General features: G+C 72.0%; 13 protein-coding genes and 1 pseudogene. 8 read left to right on the forward strand and 6 right to left on the reverse strand.

Annotated elements, in window-relative coordinates; translation table 11 throughout:
• The first annotated feature begins 70 nt into the window (after positions 1–70).
• The 6 genes from ACFC02_RS28430 (at position 71) to ACFC02_RS28455 (ending at position 10,143) form a co-directional block, all read left to right on the forward strand.
• Positions 71–913 carry a helix-turn-helix domain-containing protein gene (locus tag ACFC02_RS28430; RefSeq protein WP_376363099.1) on the forward strand — a complete coding sequence of 281 codons (843 nt, stop codon included), beginning with the start codon at positions 71–73 and terminating at the stop codon, positions 911–913.
• Entirely contained in the window at positions 895–1,104 is a 210-nt protein-coding gene (locus ACFC02_RS28435) for a DUF397 domain-containing protein (protein ID WP_376363102.1), read from the forward strand. Before ACFC02_RS28430 ends, ACFC02_RS28435 begins: the two co-directional genes overlap by 19 nt.
• Before the next feature lie 447 nt (positions 1,105–1,551).
• Positions 1,552–3,198, forward strand: a complete 1,647-nt coding sequence (locus ACFC02_RS28440; protein WP_376363105.1) for a TIGR02677 family protein — start codon at positions 1,552–1,554, stop codon at positions 3,196–3,198.
• Positions 3,195–4,448 carry a TIGR02678 family protein gene (locus tag ACFC02_RS28445; RefSeq protein ID WP_376363108.1) on the forward strand — a complete coding sequence of 418 codons (1,254 nt, stop codon included), beginning with the start codon at positions 3,195–3,197 and terminating at the stop codon, positions 4,446–4,448. The genes ACFC02_RS28440 and ACFC02_RS28445 overlap by 4 nt, the downstream gene beginning before the upstream one ends.
• Before the next feature lie 8 nt (positions 4,449–4,456).
• Positions 4,457–8,701, forward strand: a complete 4,245-nt coding sequence (locus ACFC02_RS28450) for a TIGR02680 family protein (RefSeq protein ID WP_376363111.1) — start codon at positions 4,457–4,459, stop codon at positions 8,699–8,701.
• On the forward strand, positions 8,692–10,143 hold the full coding sequence (locus tag ACFC02_RS28455; RefSeq protein WP_376363114.1) for a TIGR02679 family protein: 1,452 nt from the start codon (positions 8,692–8,694) through the stop codon (positions 10,141–10,143). The genes ACFC02_RS28450 and ACFC02_RS28455 overlap by 10 nt, the downstream gene beginning before the upstream one ends.
• Positions 10,144–10,488: 345 nt before the next feature.
• On the opposite strand, the gene ACFC02_RS28460 is transcribed toward ACFC02_RS28455, so the two are convergent.
• Entirely contained in the window at positions 10,489–10,776 is a 288-nt protein-coding gene (locus tag ACFC02_RS28460; RefSeq protein WP_376363117.1) for an Atu4866 domain-containing protein, read from the reverse strand.
• A 251-nt stretch (positions 10,777–11,027) separates the two neighbouring features.
• Positions 11,028–11,453 carry a winged helix-turn-helix transcriptional regulator gene (locus tag ACFC02_RS28465; protein WP_376363119.1) on the reverse strand — a complete coding sequence of 142 codons (426 nt, stop codon included), beginning with the start codon at positions 11,451–11,453 and terminating at the stop codon, positions 11,028–11,030.
• 136 nt (positions 11,454–11,589) lie between these two features.
• Between ACFC02_RS28465 and ACFC02_RS28470 the strand changes: the two genes are divergently transcribed.
• The gene (locus ACFC02_RS28470; protein WP_376363122.1) at positions 11,590–12,462 is read left to right on the forward strand and encodes an aldo/keto reductase family oxidoreductase; all 873 of its coding nucleotides are present in this window, start codon (positions 11,590–11,592) and stop codon (positions 12,460–12,462) included.
• A gap of 364 nt (positions 12,463–12,826) precedes the next feature.
• Here ACFC02_RS28470 and ACFC02_RS28475 read toward each other — a convergent pair whose 3' ends face one another.
• From ACFC02_RS28475 to ACFC02_RS28490, 4 genes and pseudogenes are all read right to left on the reverse strand, one after another.
• On the reverse strand, positions 12,827–13,648 hold the full coding sequence (locus tag ACFC02_RS28475) for an alpha/beta fold hydrolase (protein ID WP_376363130.1): 822 nt from the start codon (positions 13,646–13,648) through the stop codon (positions 12,827–12,829).
• A gap of 190 nt (positions 13,649–13,838) precedes the next feature.
• Positions 13,839–13,994, reverse strand: a complete 156-nt coding sequence (locus ACFC02_RS28480) for a hypothetical protein (RefSeq protein WP_376363133.1) — start codon at positions 13,992–13,994, stop codon at positions 13,839–13,841.
• 25 nt (positions 13,995–14,019) lie between these two features.
• A pseudogene (locus ACFC02_RS28485) lies at positions 14,020–14,220 on the reverse strand (1,4-beta-xylanase); the annotation flags it as partial.
• Positions 14,221–14,298: 78 nt separating this feature from the next.
• Positions 14,299–15,090 carry an OBAP family protein gene (locus tag ACFC02_RS28490; RefSeq protein ID WP_376363124.1) on the reverse strand — a complete coding sequence of 264 codons (792 nt, stop codon included), beginning with the start codon at positions 15,088–15,090 and terminating at the stop codon, positions 14,299–14,301.
• Between the two features lie 399 nt (positions 15,091–15,489).
• Here ACFC02_RS28490 and ACFC02_RS28495 point away from each other — a divergent pair, with 399 nt between their 5' ends.
• Positions 15,490–16,224 (forward strand): lytic polysaccharide monooxygenase, encoded by a 735-nt coding sequence (locus tag ACFC02_RS28495; RefSeq protein WP_376363127.1) that lies wholly within the window; start codon positions 15,490–15,492, stop codon positions 16,222–16,224.
• Positions 16,225–16,262: the final 38 nt, after the last annotated feature.

The raw sequence follows: 16,262 nt of genomic DNA on the forward strand, positions 1-16,262 counted from the left end.
TCCTCGCGCCCGGGTGGCCGTTCCACACCTTCCACACCGACCACGCGAGCCCTTCTGAGGAGCCAGCCGTATGCCGCAGCGACGCGTCATCACCGGCCGCAGCCAGGAACCACGTCAGCGCTTCGCCGAGGAACTGCGGACCTTACGGGCGAGCAGTGGGACGAGCCTGCGGCAGCTCGGGGAACGGCTGGGCTGGGACTGGTCCCTGTTCGGCAAGATGGAGAAGGGCGAGACGCTGGGCAGCCCCGAGGTCGTCCAGGCCCTCGACACGCACTACGGCACGCCGGGACTGCTGCTCGCCCTCTGGGAGTTGGCCGCCGGGGACCATACGCAGTTCCGGGAGCGGTACCGGCGGTACATGGCGCTGGAGGCCAAGGCGGTGAGCCTGTGGCACTTCGCGGTCAGCGTCCTGCCGGGGCTGTTGCAGACGCCGGGGTACGCGCGGGAGGTGCTGGCGGCCGGTGGGCTCAAGGGGAAGGAGCTGGAGCAGCAGGTCGAGGCTCGGATGGGGCGGCGGGAGTTGTTGGAGGGGGAGGATGCGCCGCCGTTCAGGACGATCCTGTCGGAGGCGGTGCTGCGGACGCCGTTGCGGGATGTGGGCGAGTGGCGGGGGCAGTTGGGGTACCTGCGGGAAGTCGCGGAGCGTCCGAACGTCACGATCCAAGTGCTCCTGCAGAACGCCGGGTTGCACGGTCTCCTGGGGGTGGATGTCTGGTATCTGCTCCTCCCCGAGGGGAGGGCTGTGGCTTATACCGAGAACGGCTACTGGGGCGAGCTCATCGAGGAAGCCGGTCGGGTTGTACGTCTGCAGAAGACGTACGATGCGGTGCGCGACCTGGCGCTCACCCCGGCCGAGTCGCGCAAGTTCATCCTGCGGATGTTGGAGGAAGCGACGTGCGATCCATCGACCTGAGTGCGGCGTCTTGGCGTAAGAGCAGCTACAGCAACCAGGACGGTGGCGCTTGCATCGAGGTCGCTGACGACTTCGCCGCTGTAGTACCGGTGCGGGACAGCAAGGTTCCGCACGGGCCGGTGCTTGTGCTCCCAGCGGGCGGCTGGTCTTCCTTCGTGGCGGCCGTCAAGAGCGGTCGTCTGAGCGACTGACACGGAACGTCGACGGCCCTTGCGGTGATCTGTATCGCGAGGGCCGTTTCCGTACCCCGGCCCTGCTGCTGCTTGGCCGGGCGCCAGGCGCGCAGGTCGTCGTCGGTGAGACCGTGCTTGCCCTGTTCCCCTGGCGGTCGCCCTCGAAGAACGCGGCGGGGGGTCGGGGTGAAGAGGGGGTGGGGCTCGTCGTGCCACTGGTCCGGCCACGGCTGGAGTACGCCGAATGCCTCCCTTGAGACCGCCAGGCCCAGACAGCGCCGGCTGGCGTACGTCAGTCACCTGCGCCTCCTTTGCCTCGGTCACCGAGGTCGCGTCCCACCACCGGTCGGCCGGCGCATCTCTGAACAGCCGCCTAGCGCCCCCGGAGTGCGCACAGGGCTGTCACCGGCGAAATACAGACATCCCGCACAGCCGCGGGCACCGGTCCGGAAGAATGGCTCGACGATGACCTCCGAGATCCCTCAGGCCGCCGAAGCCGTCGACTACACCCCCTTCAGTCACCTCACCGCCCCCAACGCCCCCCTCTACCGTCAGGTGATGCGGGCGTTCCTCGCGGCCAAGGAGCGGTTCGCGGTGCATCTGCGGCCGGAGGACGTGTACGCCGCCCTGGACGCGAGGATTCGGCCCCTCGACCCCGAGGCGGTGACGCAGGCGCTGGACAAGCTCGTGGAGTGGGGCAACCTGCGGGCCGACCCCGACCACGCGCGGGTGACGGCGGTCGAGGACTTCTACCGCAGGCGGTTCATCTACCAGCTCACCCGGGCCGGTGAGGCGGCCGAGGCGGCGCTGGGGACGTACGACGAGGTGCTGGGGCGGCGCGGGGAACTCCAGGCGGTCGCGCTGCACGACATCGTCACCCAGCTGCGTGCGTTGCTGGTCATCGCCGCGGAGGACGAGCCCGACCCGGCCAAGACGTACGTCGCCCTGGCCGTGCTCACGGCGCGGTTCACCGACCTCGCCGACAACGCCCGCGCCTTCATGGGCTCGCTCCAGCGCACCATCGACCTGCACGACATCGAGGTCGAGGCGTTCCTCGCCTACAAGGACCGGCTGATCCAGTACCTGGAGCGGTTCATCCAGGACCTCATCACCCTCGGCGGGCGCATCGCCCTGCTGATCGGTGAGCTCGAGGAGCGGGAACGGGTCGGTCCGCTGCTGCGGCTGGCCGCCGCCCGCGAGGCCGCCGACGCCGCTCCCGAGGATGCCGGGCGGGCGGAGGCGGTGGCCTACGAGCGGTGGGCGGCCCGGTGGTCGGGGCTCGCCGAGTGGTTCGTGTCCGGGGAGGGACGGGAGTCGCAGGCCAGGCTGTTGCGCGGACGGGCGCTCAACTCGATCCCTCAGCTCCTGGCCGTAGTACGGCAGCTCAACGAGCGGCGGACCGGACGCTCCGACCGCTCGGCCGACTTCCGCACCCTGGCGCGCTGGTTCGCCCAGGCGCCGGACGACGAGGCGCGGCACCGGTTGTGGCGCGTGGCGTTCGGCCTGCACTCCTCCCGGCACCTCACCGTCGACGCCGACACCCTCACCGAACGGACGGCCTCCCCGGAGCCGGCCTCCACTCCGTGGAGCGAGGCGCGACCGCTCAGGATCAGCCCCCAGTTGCGCCGCACCGGCAGCTACGAGCGGCGCGGCCGGCCGCGCCGGGTCGCAGACCGGAGCGAGGCGAAGCGCCGGCTCGCAAAGATCGCCGCCCGGCAGACGGAGGAGACCAGGCGGGCCCGGGACCGCCTCGTGACGGGCGGAGCGGTGCGGCTCTCCCGGCTCGGCGAACTCGACCCACTCGCCTTCCAGTTGTTCCTGCGGCTGCTCGGCGACGCCCTCGCCACCTGGCGGCCGGGCACGACCACCACCGCGGCCACCAGCGCGGACGGCTCGATGGAGATCCGGCTGACCGCCCTCGGCGACGGATCGACGGCCGAAGTACGCACCCCCGACGGAGTGTTCAGCGGTCCCGACCACTTGATCGACATAGTCGACCTCACGATGGGGCCCGGCGACCGGACCGCACCGGCACCGGCACCGGCACCAGTGACCGTCCCCGTTCCCGTCCCCCGGTGGGACACCGCTTCCCAGCTCGCGGAGGACCGATGAGCGGCCCCCTCGCCGAAGTCCTCGACGGCCAGCGGCAGGCCGACCTCCAGAAGGCCGCACGTACCCTGCTGAAGGAGCCGCTGCTCACCGCCGACGGGCCGTACGCCGACGAGTTCCGGCTGGTGCGTCGGCACACCGTCGAACTGCGGGAGTGGTTCGAACGCAACGTCGGCTGGACGCTGCGCACGGACGCCGACGCCGCACGGCTGCGCAAGACGCCGGGTACCCTCGCCGACGCCACACACCCGGCGCGCGAGACCACGCGCAGTGCCCTGCCCTTCAGCCGGCGGCGTTACGTCCTGCTCTGCCTGGCCCTCGCCGCGCTGGAACGGGGCGAGTCACAGGTGGCGCTCGGACGCCTCGCCGAGCAGGTCGTCCTGGCCGCCGCCGATCCCGAACTCGTCTGCGCCGGGGTCACGTTCACTCTGGAGCGGCGCGACGAGCGCCTCGACCTCGCGGCCGTCGTGCGCGTGCTGCTGCGGCTAGGGGTGCTGCGGCGGGTGGCCGGCGACGAGGACGCCTACGTCAGCGGATCGGGCGACGTGCTGTACGACGTACGGCGGCGCGTGCTGGCCGGGATGCCGGCGTCCCTGCGGGGCCCCTCCATGGTCGAGGCCGAGGGCTTCGAGGAGCGTCTGGTGGAGATGACCGCGTGGACCGCGCTGGACAGCGACGAGCTCCGGTTCCGGGCGGTCCGCTGGAAACTGACCCGCATCCTCCTGGACGACCCGGTGCTGTACTACGACGACCTGACCGACGACGAACTGGCCTACCTCACCCGGCAGCGCGGCTTCATCACCGCCCGCATCCACGAACTGACCGGACTCGTCCCGGAGGTCCGGGCCGAGGGCATCGCCATGGTCGACCCGATGGACGACCTCACGGACGTGCGCATGCCGGAACAGGGCACCCACGGTCACATCACCCTGCTGCTGGCGGGGCACCTGGCCCGGGCGGCCGGGCCCGTCGAACCGGCGGAGCTGGCGGCCCGCGTACGGGAACTGGCGGTGGAACACGGCGGATTCTGGTCGAAGTCAGCGAGGGAACCGGGCGCGGAGCCCGAACTCGTCGAGCAGGCGCTGACCAAGCTGGTGGCGCTCGGACTCGCCGAGCGCACCGAACGGGGCGTCGTACCGCGGCCGGCCCTCGCGCGCTACGCGGTCGGCGAGCCCGTCGTCACGGAACCCGGACGGGCCCGCCGGCCCACCACGCCCGAGCAGCCCGAGCAACCCGTGCAGGACGAAAGGTGAACCGCCCCGTGACCGCGCTCCCCGGCCCCGAGTCGCCCGGCCCCGCGCTCCCCGCTCCCGCGCCCGGCCGGTGGCGTCCCCTGCGCATCGGACTCGTCGACCTCTTCCACTACGACGTCGAGGAGTTCTGGTTCCGCGACGGCCGGTTGCTGCTGCGCGGCAACAACGGCACCGGCAAGTCGAAGGTGCTCGCCCTCACCCTGCCGTTCCTCCTGGACGGCGACCTCTCCGCCCGTCGCGTCGAACCCGACGGCGATCCCGGCAAACGGATGGAGTGGAACCTCCTCCTCGGCGGCGCGCACCCGCACCCCGAACGGCTCGGCTACACCTGGATCGAGTTCGGACGACTCGACGGGAACACAGGCGCGGCGCACTTCCGCACGCTGCTGTGCGGACTCAAAGCGGTCGCCGGGCGCGGCATCGCCCGCCACTGGTTCGCGGTCACCGAGCAGCGGATCGGCGCCGGCCTCGACCTGCTCGACGCGACCGGGACGGCACTGTCCCGGGACCGGCTCGCCGAGGCCGTCGGCGGCCACGGCATGGTGTACGACACGGCGAAGGCCTACCGCAGGGCGGTCGACGAAGCCCTCTTCGGGCTGGGGGAGCGGCGCTACGGCGCCCTCGTCGACCTCCTGATCCAGCTGCGTCAGCCCCAGCTGTCCAAGCGCCCCAGCGAGGCCGCCCTGTCCCGGGCACTGACCGAGGCGCTGCCGCCGATGGACCAGGCGGTCGTCGCCGACGCGGCGGAGGCGTTCCGGTCGCTGGACGAGGAGAAGGAGGAACTGCGGGCGGCCCGCGAGGCCGAACAGGCGTCCTCGGCGTTCCTCGACCACTACCGCCGCTACGCCCGCCTCGCCTCCCGGCGCCGCGCCCGCCTGCCCCGCCGCGAACACGCCCGGTACGAGAACCTGCAAAGGGAACTCGCCAGGGCACAGGCGGACCGGGACGGTGCCGTGACGGACCGCGAGGAGGCCCGGGCGAGGGGTGTCGCCCTCGACGAGCGGGCCGCGCGGCTGGCCGCCCAGGACGGCACGCTGCGGTCCCGGCCCGAGATGCGCGACGCCCGCGCGCTCGACCGGGCGGCGGACGACGCCTCCCGCACGGCTGCGGAGCTGAAGCGCGCCGAGGCGGACCGGCGCACGGCGGCCGAGGCGCACACCCGGGCCCTGGGCCGGCTCGCCACCGCGGACAACCGGCTCTCGGCCGCCCAGGGGGCGCTGGACGGCATTCGGGAGCGGGTGGCCGAGAGCGCGGCAGCCGCCCGGCTCGACATCCCCAGGACGGAGGGGGTCCCCGACGCGGTCCTGCGCCGGGAAGCCGACGAGGCGACAGCGAGCAGACGGCGCGCCGTCGAGCACGTGGCGGAGCTCGTCACGCGGGCTGAGCAGGCCGGGGAGCGGCGCCGGGCCGCCCGGCTGCGTGCCGACGAGGCCGACGAGGAGGCCGTGCATGCCGAGGAGCGGCTGGCCGAGGCGCAGGAGGACGTCGTCCGGGAGGGACGTGCGCTGGTCAAGGCCGTACGGGAGCACCTCTCCGGATGCGTGGAGCTGAGGGTGCCCGGGCTGCCCGGAGTCCTGGACGCCGTACAGGACTGGGCCGACGGTCTGGCCGGCTCGCCACCGGCCCGTACGGCAGCGAGCGAGGCGCATCGGGCCGCCGCCTCGCGCCTGGCCGACCGGGCGGCCGGACTGGCCCACCGCGAGGCAGCGAGAGCGGAGCGGCAGCGGCTGGCGGCGGAGGAACTGACCGTCCTCGAAACCGGCGCAGAGCGAGGCCCGTCGGCCCCCTGCACACGCACACCTGACGTACGGGACCGGAGCCCCGGCGCTCCGCTGTGGCGGCTCGTCGACTTCCGCCCGCACGTCACCCAGGCCGACCGCGCGGGACTGGAAGCCGCGCTGGAGGCCTCGGGACTCCTCGACGCCTGGGTGCGGCCGGACGGCTCCGCCGTCGCGTCGGACGGCCACGACGTGCTGCTCGACCCGGTCGGGCTGCTCGGCGGAACCGGCCTCGACCGCGCGCTGTGCCCGGCGCTCGACCCCGCGGACGCGGGAGCCACCGCCGTGGGGGAGGAGACGGTCGCGCGCCTGCTCGCCTCCATCGGGCTGGTCGCGGGCGACGGTGACGGTCCGGCCGGGGTCTCCTGGGCGGGCGGTGGCCACGACACATGGGTCTGCTCGGACGGGCGTTTCCGCGTCGGGGCACTCACCGGAAGCTGGGCCAAGGACAGCGCCCAGTACGTGGGGGAAGGGGCACGGGAACAGGCGCGTCGCATCCGGATCGGAGAACTGCGGGCCGAACTCGACGGCTTGACTGCGGAGCGGGAACGACTGGCCGGGGAGTCCCGCGCCGTGACCGGGCGCCGTGCCGTGCTGGACGCCGAGCTCGCCGCACTGCCCGGCGACGACGACCTCCGGCACGCCCACGCACGCGTCACCGCCGCGGCCGAGACGGTCCGTCGCGCCCGGGCCCGGCGGGACGAACGGGCCGCCGAACTGGCTCCCGCGGTGGAGCGGGCCGACCGGGCGGCGTCCGAACTCGCCGGCACCGCGGCCGCCCTGAACCTCCCCACCGACCCCACGGCACTGGGCGCCGTCCGCCAGGCGCTCGCCGACCACACCGCCCTTCTGGCGGCCCTGTGGCCCGCACTGCGCGAACGCGCGGAGGCCGAGCGCGCGGTGAGCGGTGAGCGGGAGGAGACCCACCGGGCCTCACTCCTCGTGTCCGAACTGGCGGAGCGCGCCGCGGAGGCGGCTCGGGTGGCCGCGGCGGCGGACGAACACCTCACGACGCTCCGCTCCACCGTCGGAGCGGCCGTCGCCGAGCTGCAGAGACAACTGGAGGAGACGGCCGAGGCGGCCCGGGCATGCGAGCATGAACAGCGGCAGGCCCGGGCGGCGTTCGGTGACGCCGACGGGCGGGCCAACCGCGCCGAGGGACGCATCGAGCGGCTCTCCGATGAGGTCGCCGAGGCGACTGCCGCGCGTGAGGAGGCCGTCGCAGCGTTCCAGCGGTTCGCCGCGACGGGACTGCTCGCCGTCGCGCTGCCGGACATCGAGGTACCGGACGACGGCGGAGAGGCGTGGGCGGCGACCTCAGCCGTCGCCCTCGCGCGGGCCGTGGAGTCCCGGCTCTCCTCGATCGACGACACCGACGCGGCCTGGGAGCGCGTGCAGAAGCGGCTGAGCGAGGAGTTCAGCAGGCTCCAGGACGCGCTGTCGCGGCACGGTCACACCGCCACCGCCCGCCCCAGCGAGGACGGCATGCGGGTCGACATCGTCTACCAGGGCCGGGAACGGGCCGTGCCAGAACTCGCCGAGGCACTGGCCGTGGAGGTCGCCGAACTGACCCGCATCCTGTCCGCACGCGAACGCGAGATCCTCCAGACCCATCTGATCACCGAGGTCGCCGGGACGCTCCAGGAACTGATCGGGGCGGCCGAACGGCAGGTGGCCGCCATGAACAGGGAGCTGGAGGAGCGCCCGACCTCCACCGGCATGAAGCTGCGGCTGGTGTGGAGAGCGTCCCGCCGGGCCCCGCAGGGCCTGGCCCAGGCACGCGAACGGCTGCGTCAGTCCGCCGACGCGTGGTCGCCCGAGGACCGGGCCGCGGTCGGCGCGTTCCTCCAGGAGCAGATCGCCCTCCGGCAGGCCGACGACAGCGCCGGCAGCTGGCTGGAGGACCTCACCGCCGCCCTCGACTACCGGTCCTGGCACGAGTTCGGCGTCGAACGCCACCAGCACGGCAAGTGGGTGCCGGCCACCGGGCCCGCCTCGGGCGGGGAGCGGGTACTGGCCGCGTCCGTGCCCCTGTTCGCCGCCGCGTCCTCGCACTACGCGAGCGCGCGCGGCGCGCACGCCCCGCGCCTGGTCACCCTGGACGAGGCGTTCGCCGGCGTCGACGACGACTCGCGCGCCAAGTGCCTCGGTCTGCTGCGCGCCTTCGACCTCGACGTCGTCATGACCAGTGAACGCGAATGGGCCTGCTACCCCCAGGTGCCGGGCATCGCCATCGCCCAGCTCTCCCGTGTCGACGACATCGACGCCGTACTGGTGACGCGGTGGGAATGGGACGGCAGCGAACGGCGGCGCGGCAGGGAGGCCGGCGCCCGGCCGGACGCGCGCGGGACTGCTGCCGGTGCCGGTGCAGGCGCCTCCGGCGAGGGAGCCGACGGGCCGGTGAGTCCTTACGGTGAGCCAGGGCGGACCACCGTCGACGACGGCACCGGCGGGCAGGGGCCCCTGTGGACGTGAACCGATCGGCGGCCCCGCCCGACCGCGACGGCGGCCGGACGTGGGCCGGACGCAGGACACCGCCGGACGCAGCCGTGGACGCGGTGCCTTACGGGCCGCGACCGGCAGCAGACCAGGCCGACGTCGACAGTGAGCGCCTCGGACGTCTGCTCGGCGACCCCGGCCTCGCCTGGTTCGTGGACCGCGTGCGGCAGCGCATGGCACGGGGCCGGCCGCTCACCGGCTCTGTCACCTTGTCCGACCCCGACGCATCCCAACGGCGTGCCGCCGAACGCTTGCTAGGGCGGGCACCACGATCCAGTGGCTCCCTCGGCATTCGCCTCGCCACCGCGGACGAGATCCTGCGTCGCTCCGGCGTCAGCCCCGACGGACTGGCGGTGGCCGTCGTCGCCCTCACCGGCCCGGTCACCATCCACGCCGAGACGCGGAACAGGGAGGAACGGGCCTGGGAGGAGGTGTACGCCCCGCTCGGCATCCTCGACGCGGAGCTGGCGCGCTGGGCCGAGCGGATCCGCGGTGACGGCCTGGTGCGGCGCCTCGCCCGAACACCGGAGGCCGCGGGCCCCCTGGTGGAGGCAGCTGTGCGCGCGCTGCGTGCGCTGCCCGCCTCACCCCCGACAGCGCGGGCGACGTTCGCGGCACGGAATCTCTCGAGCGCCCACGCGCTGGACGAGGGGACGCCGCTCGCCACTCTCGTCCTGTCCGGCATCCGTTGTCTCACCGGCTTCCCCGACGGCTCCGGTGCGCAATGGCGGCGGGAGGCGTGGGCCTCGGCGGGTTTGCTCAAGGACGACCTGTCATCGACCGTCCTCACCCTCAATCTGCGCGGTACTCCACCCCTCGACTGGATGGCCGACGCGGGGGAACCGGCGGTGCTGACGCTCCGCTCCCTCACCCGTCGCGCACCGGTTCCCGCCGTTTCCACGACGGGAACTGTTCACATCTGCGAGAACCCGGCCGTGCTGTCCGCCGCCGCCGACACTCTCGGCCCGGCGTGCCCGCCCATGGTGTGCCTCCAGGGGCAACCGTCGGCCGCTGCGCTCATCTTGCTGCGCGGTCTGTCCATGCGGGGAGCCCGCCTTCTCTACCACGGCGATTTCGACTGGGGCGGTGTGCGCATCGCCGAAGCACTGGCGCGAAAGGTCCCGTGGCGGCCGTGGCGCTACACGGCCGTCGACTACCGAGCAGCAGTAGTGACCGCAGGGGCTGAAGCCCCCGACCTGACGGGTCCGCCCGCCGCAACGCCCTGGGATCCCGCCTTGGCCGTCGCCCTCGCCGAGTGCGGAGTCCGTGTCGAGGAGGAAGCGGTGCTGGACGAATTGCTCACGGACCTTGGACCGGGGTCCCTTCCTCCTGAGGCGCGTCTCGAGAGCACGGCGGCCGAAGATCCGACGAGTTCCGAGCCATTGACGAGCAGGGCTCCGTCGGCTCGGGAAAGATGACGCTCGCTCGACGCCCTACGGCCTCGGCAACCCGCTTGAAGGAGCAATGAGGCTCTATGAGCTGGTGATTCTCCCACTTCCCGGTCATGCGACACCTTTCTCATGGCCCGTCATGGGGAGTGCGCGGCAATTCTTCAGCCCGCGCAAAAGGGCTCCTTAGCAGGGCCGGCGTGCCGGATGACGGGGAGACCTCCGTAACGGCCCCGGTCCGGTCGGTGCCCGTGGCGATGTCACCGGTCTGCTTCACTGCTCTGCCTTCTTCCGGCGACGGGCCGGCGGCCAGGGGCCCGGCTGCGGCGGGCTCCTTGGCCGTAGGGGTGGGAACGAGGACGCTGCCGCGCTCCCTCATGAGGGCTTCTTCGCCCGGTCCTCGCGGTAGAGCACGAGGTGCTCGTGGTGGAGCACGCCGTCCCGGATGTCGCCCGTGGCCGTGAAGCCGGCGTCGTCGACGTAGTCGAGGTGGTCGCCGGTCACCGTGTACCGGCCGGTGTACGCGCTGCGCCGGTCTCCCCGGGCCTCGTCGTAGCGCCCGTCCGGCAGCAGTTCCTGGCGGATGTGGCCGTCCGCGGTCACCCACATGCCGACCACGTCGGCGTTCCCGCGGTTCCGGTCGCTGCGCGCGTCGCCTGTCATCGGATTCCTTTCGCCGGTGAGCGTCAACTGTGGTGCCCGACCGAGTCTGCGCAGCTCAGCGAAGGGGTGCCAGGGTCCTCTCTGCCTGGGTGCGGCACACCCGGGAAGCGCGCGCGGGCACCGCCTAGCTGTGCTGCCCGGTCATGACGCCCGATCCGCAGATGCGGGCTCGACTCGGCCTGCGTCCGCTGCGTCAGGCTCTTGGGCAGGCCGATTCCAGCCGGTGGCAGAGGCGGTGAATGCTGTCCGGGCTAGGAAGCTCGTGCATCGTGGCTCTCGCGATTGGCGAGGACTTGGTCCATGTGGGTCTGAGCCCACTGTCTGAGCCCGCGTGTCAGATGGTGCAGTGAGAGGCCGAGGCCGGTCAGTTCGTAGGTGACGGTGACAGGGACCGTTGGTGTCGCGGTGCGGATGAGCAAGCCGTCGCGTTCAAGAGCCCGCAGGGTCTGGGTCAACATCTTCTGGCTGACGCCGGCCAGCAGCCGGGCCAGTTCGGAGTAGCGCATCGCCTTGGCGGCGTGCGATGCACCGGGCTGTTCGGGCGCGTCACCGCCCAGTGCGCACAGGATCAGGACGACCCACTTGTCGGAGATCCGGTCGAGGAGCCGACGGCTGGGGCACACCGCCAGGAACGCGTTGTACTCCGCCTTCTCCTGCGCCTTCTTGTCAGCCTGCATCGGCACTGACCTCGCCTCTCACCATATGGGTGGTTACGCACTTCAGAGTGCCTACTTCCCAACAGGAAGCTTCTCTCCAATGCTGGTGCAAAGGGGCTGGAGACACCACCCCTGGCATGAAGTGAAAGGCACCACGATGGACACGCCCTCCACACCCCTTCCCGGCGGAACCTGGACGCTGGGTGACTCGGCCGTCACCCGGTTCGGGTACGGCGCGATGCAGCTCTCCGGCCCGTGGGTCATGGGACCGCCCGGCGACCACGACGGCGCCCTGGCGGTGCTGCGTGAGGCAGTCAGCCTCGGGATCACCCACATTGACACCAGCGACGCCTACGGACCGCGCATCACGAATGAGCTGATCCGGGAAGCGCTGCATCCCTACCCGGAGTCGCTGTTCATCGCCACGAAGGTGGGTGCGACCCGCGATGCGCAGGGCGGCTGGCCCACGGCCCGGCGCCCGGAAGACCTGCGCAAGCAGGTCCATGAGAACCTCGAATCCCTCGGCGTCGAGACCCTCGACCTCGTCAACATGCGCATGGGCGACGCTCAGGGCCCCCAGCCCGGTTCGCTCGCCGAAGCGTTCGAGACGCTCGTCGACCTTCAGCACGAGGGCCTGATCCGCCACCTCGGCGTCAGCAACGTCACCGGGGAGCAGGTCGCCGAGGCGCGCAGCATCGCCCCGATCGTGTGCGTGCAGAACATGTACAACCTCGCCCACCGCCACGACGACGACCTCGTGGACCACCTCGCCGCCGATGGCATCGCCTATGTGCCGTTCTTCCCCCTGGGAGGCTTCACGCCGCTGCAGTCCGAGGCCCTCTCGCAGGTCGCGACCCGACTGGACACGACTCCGATGGCGGTCGCGCTGGCCTGGCTGATGCAGCGCTCGCCCAACATCCTGCTCATCCCCGGCACTTCGTCCACCGCCCACCTGCGCGAGAACATCACAGGCGCTGGTCTCCCCCTCTCAGGCGCGGATGTGGCCGAGCTGGACAGCATCGACCACTGACCGGCACGCAGGCCACGCACAGACCCGTCCACCGACCGAGACGGGGCTGTCGGGCGGGCCAGGGACAGATGGCCGCGATGAGAAGTGCGGCGAGGCAGATGGCCGCGGTCTTCTCGTGACGGGGGGGGGGGGCGCTGCCGCGCCACCGGTCGGGTAGCCGGGTCGCGCCGCCGTGACCCGGCCCCCTCAGAAGCGACCGGGCCTGCTTCCAGGCACCACGGCTCGAGCAGGCCCGGAGGCTTCACAGGTGGTGGTCGCGGATCGCCGGGGGGAGTGCGCCTTGCCGGCCGGGACCACCTCCGCTCTGGTGCGGGGCCGTCCTCGCGGGCGTGGGACACGCGCCGGCAGGTCGCTGCCCCGCAGCTCAGGCCGACGCGAATTCAGCTGTCAGGCAGGCCAGCAGCCGCCCGGGTGCGTCCTCCTGCAGGAGGTGACCGGCGCCCTCGATCCAGTGCAGCTCCGCCTGCGGAACATGTTCGTGCAGCCACTCGGCGTACTCCGGGGGGAGGATGCGGTCCTCGCGGCCCCAGACGATCCGTACCGGAATCGAGATACCGTCCAGCAACTGCTCGTACGCCGCCGTGTCCGCCTGCCTGATCTGGCTGTACTGACGGTAGAACGCCGCCTGCCCCTCCACCCCCCGCCACGGTGCGAGGAAGGCGTCGAGGATCCCCGGCCGGAACCCGATGTGCGTGGCGTGCCGCAGATGGGCGGCGACCAGCGCTTCGTGCGCGTAGCCCGGAAGCTTGCGGAAGACCTCCTCGTGCTCCAGGAAGAGCTGGAAGAGTCCCCGCTCCCACGCACCTGCGCTCACCGCGTCGAAGAGGGTCAGGTCCCGGTAGCTCCTCTGCTCGAGCAGCAGGGTCCGTAGCGCCACCGCCCCGCCGATGTCGTGAGCCACAACGCTGGGGTGCGACAGCCCCCAGTGGTCGAGGAGCTGGGCGAAGTTCTCCGAGTGGGCCGCCAGGCTCAGGTCCTGGCCCTCGCGCTGCTCGGACTGGCCGAAGCCGAGATGGTCGAAGAAGAAGACCTTGCGGGTACGGGCGAGCGCGGGAGCGACGTCCCGCCACAGGAAGGAGGAGTACGGCGTGCCGTGCACCAGTACGAGTGGGTCCCCGCTGCCCAACGTCCCCCACCGGACCACTCCTCCGGATGTCTCGAACCCCTCGTCCAGTGTCCAGTCCACCGCTGCTCCCCTCTCCTGTCTCGTGGGCACCGCCTTCCACACGAAGCGTGCTTCGATGCCTGGGCAGCCGGGATCTCCTTGGCCGGGTTGGTGGCGCCCCTCCGCAGGAGTCGTCGTGGGGGAGGGGGACGCTCATTCGGCGGCCGGTAGATGCCTGTCAGCTTGCCGGCCGCGCCGAGGCCGGCGACCGTCACCGCGCGACGGCGGTGACGGTGGCGCAGACGGTGAGGGGCCGGCCGCAGACGGAGGGGTCGGGGTCGGCCGTGACGGTGGTGGTGCTCGCCGCCTGACCTAGCCACCTGCCCGGTGCTGTCGACTCCGATCTCCTCCATATGCTGCTCGCCATACCGCTCACCGCGCCGCCACGACGGCTCACGGCCCGCGATCGCCGCGTAAGCCGAGTCGCCCAGCTTGCCCGAGGCGATGGCGGTGCCGAAGTAGCGGCCGCTCTGCGCCGCCGCGGCGCCGAGCGTACTCCCGGCGGCGTGTGCGGTCGGCGGTCCGACCATGAATCGGGGCAGCACAAGTGACGGGCATGCCCGACGGGACGCGTCCAGTGCCTGCGCCGACAGGGTCAGATCTGAGCGCGGTGCGGAGTCCGTGCCCCCGGCCGCACCTCCGGGTGGCATGGGCAGCGGGCCGCAGTCCGGTCAGTGCTTGAAGTCCACTTCCTCGATGCGGGTCTGTACGGCCCGGCCGCTCTCCCACGCGTTGGCGCCCGGTGCCACTTCCGGCATGGGGATGTCCGCCCGGTTCTGCCGCTTGGGGGACGCCGAGATGCCCAGCCTGTCGTCCCGGGCCTGGATCATCTCGTCCGCGGCCTGCCCGTCCGCGGTGAAGCCCATCATCAACTGCGGGATGCCGTACGGGAAGTCGTCGCGGTCGTACTGCCAGGTGTGGAACGTCTTCCCGTAGGTGGTCACGAGGTCTTCGAAATAGGCGTGCTCGGCCATGTCGGGAATGCCGGGGGCGGTGAGGCTGCCGGACTTCACCTCGTAGTGGTGGCTGTGCCACAGCCGTTTCTCGTCCTCGGGCAGGCTGCGGAAGCGCTCCTCGCTGATGATGTACTCGATGCCGATCAGCCGGGCGTCAGGTGCGTTGCGGTCGAAGATCACGCACTGGTGCAGGTCGTGCCGGAGGTGGATGCAGAAGTGCGTGGCTTCCACCTGCCGGCCCATGTCGTCGGCGTACATGTGGAAGCCGTTGAGATAGGTGCTCATCGCATCGAGCGGGTACTTCCGTTGCACGGCACCGGCCGCCAGGTCGAGCGCGCGGTGCTTGAGCGGGTGCCCCTTGCCGATCTTGCCGACCGTGGCAGCCTTGCGGCCGAGCAGCAGTCCGGCCGCCGCCGTCACGCCTGCCGCGGCACCGATCCCGACGGACGCGGCGGTCGGCCCCCGGCCGGAACCCCGCGAGCGGTGCGTTGCCTGTGTGAATGCCATGGGCGGCGAGTGCCCTGTGCCCGGGAGCCGTAACGGACCGCGCAGTGGTCTTCCGGCGTGCGATCGAGGGGGGGGCGGCCGGAGTGTCCTCGGCGCGGGCGGGCGAGGGCGGCCCGGAAGGCGAGCACCGGCAGGACCAGGGAGCCGGCGACGGCGTGCAGCCCGCCGAAGCCGGTCCAGCCCGATGGACAGAGCCCGGGCCCGGCGGTGCGGCCAGGTCGGCCGCCGCGTAGCGGCTCTGCCGGCTCGTCACGCTGCCGGCGCCGAACACAGTTCTGCTCAATCCCTTGACCTGCCACCGTCACTGAGTATGGTCTAGACCAAGTTTCGTAGGTCTAGACCTACATCGGCATGGCCTCCCATGCGTCGGTTCCGACACACCGAGGGAAGTGATGTGGCATGGACACGAAAAGACGGGTGGCTGTCGCGATCGGGGCGCTGGTCGCCCCGGTGCTCGCCGTCAGCCTTCCGGCGGCTTCGGCCAGCGCGCACGGCTGGGTCACCCTGCCCACGAGCCGGCAGGAGCAGTGCGCCGAAGGCGTCGTCGCCTGCGGTCAGATCAAGTACGAGCCGCAGAGCGTCGAGGGGCCCAAGGGCCTGCAGAGCTGCAGCGGCGGGCACGCGGAGTACGCCGAGCTGGACGACGACAGCAAGGGCTGGAAGGTCACCCCGGTCGGCTCCACGGCGACGTTCACGTGGCACAACACGGCGCGGCACTCCACCGCCAACTGGCAGTACTTCATCGGCGGTCAGAAGATCGCCGAGTTCGACGGCCACAACCAGCAACCCGCCGCCGACGTCAGCCAGCAGGTGAACTTCGGCGGCTTCACCGGCCGGCAGAAGGTGCTCGCCGTCTGGAACATCGCGGACACCGCCAACGCCTTCTACTCCTGCGTCGACGTCAACATCGGCGGCACCGGCGGCGGTGACGGCGGCGGGAACGGCGGGGGCAACGGCGGTGGGGACACCTGCACCGCGCCCGTCTGGGACCCCGCGCGCGTCTACAACGGCGGCGACACCGTCTCCTACGGCGGCCACACCTGGCGTGCCAAGTGGTGGGTGTCCGGCGACAAGCCCGGCACCACCGGTCAGTGGGGCGTCTGGGAGGACCTGGGGGCCTGCCCGGCCGCGTGACCGTGTTCCCTCGTCCGAGTGTGACGGTGGGGCGGCGC

It is taken from the genome of Streptomyces sp. NPDC056160 (genome assembly GCF_042268205.1).
Classification (GTDB): domain Bacteria; phylum Actinomycetota; class Actinomycetes; order Streptomycetales; family Streptomycetaceae; genus Streptomyces.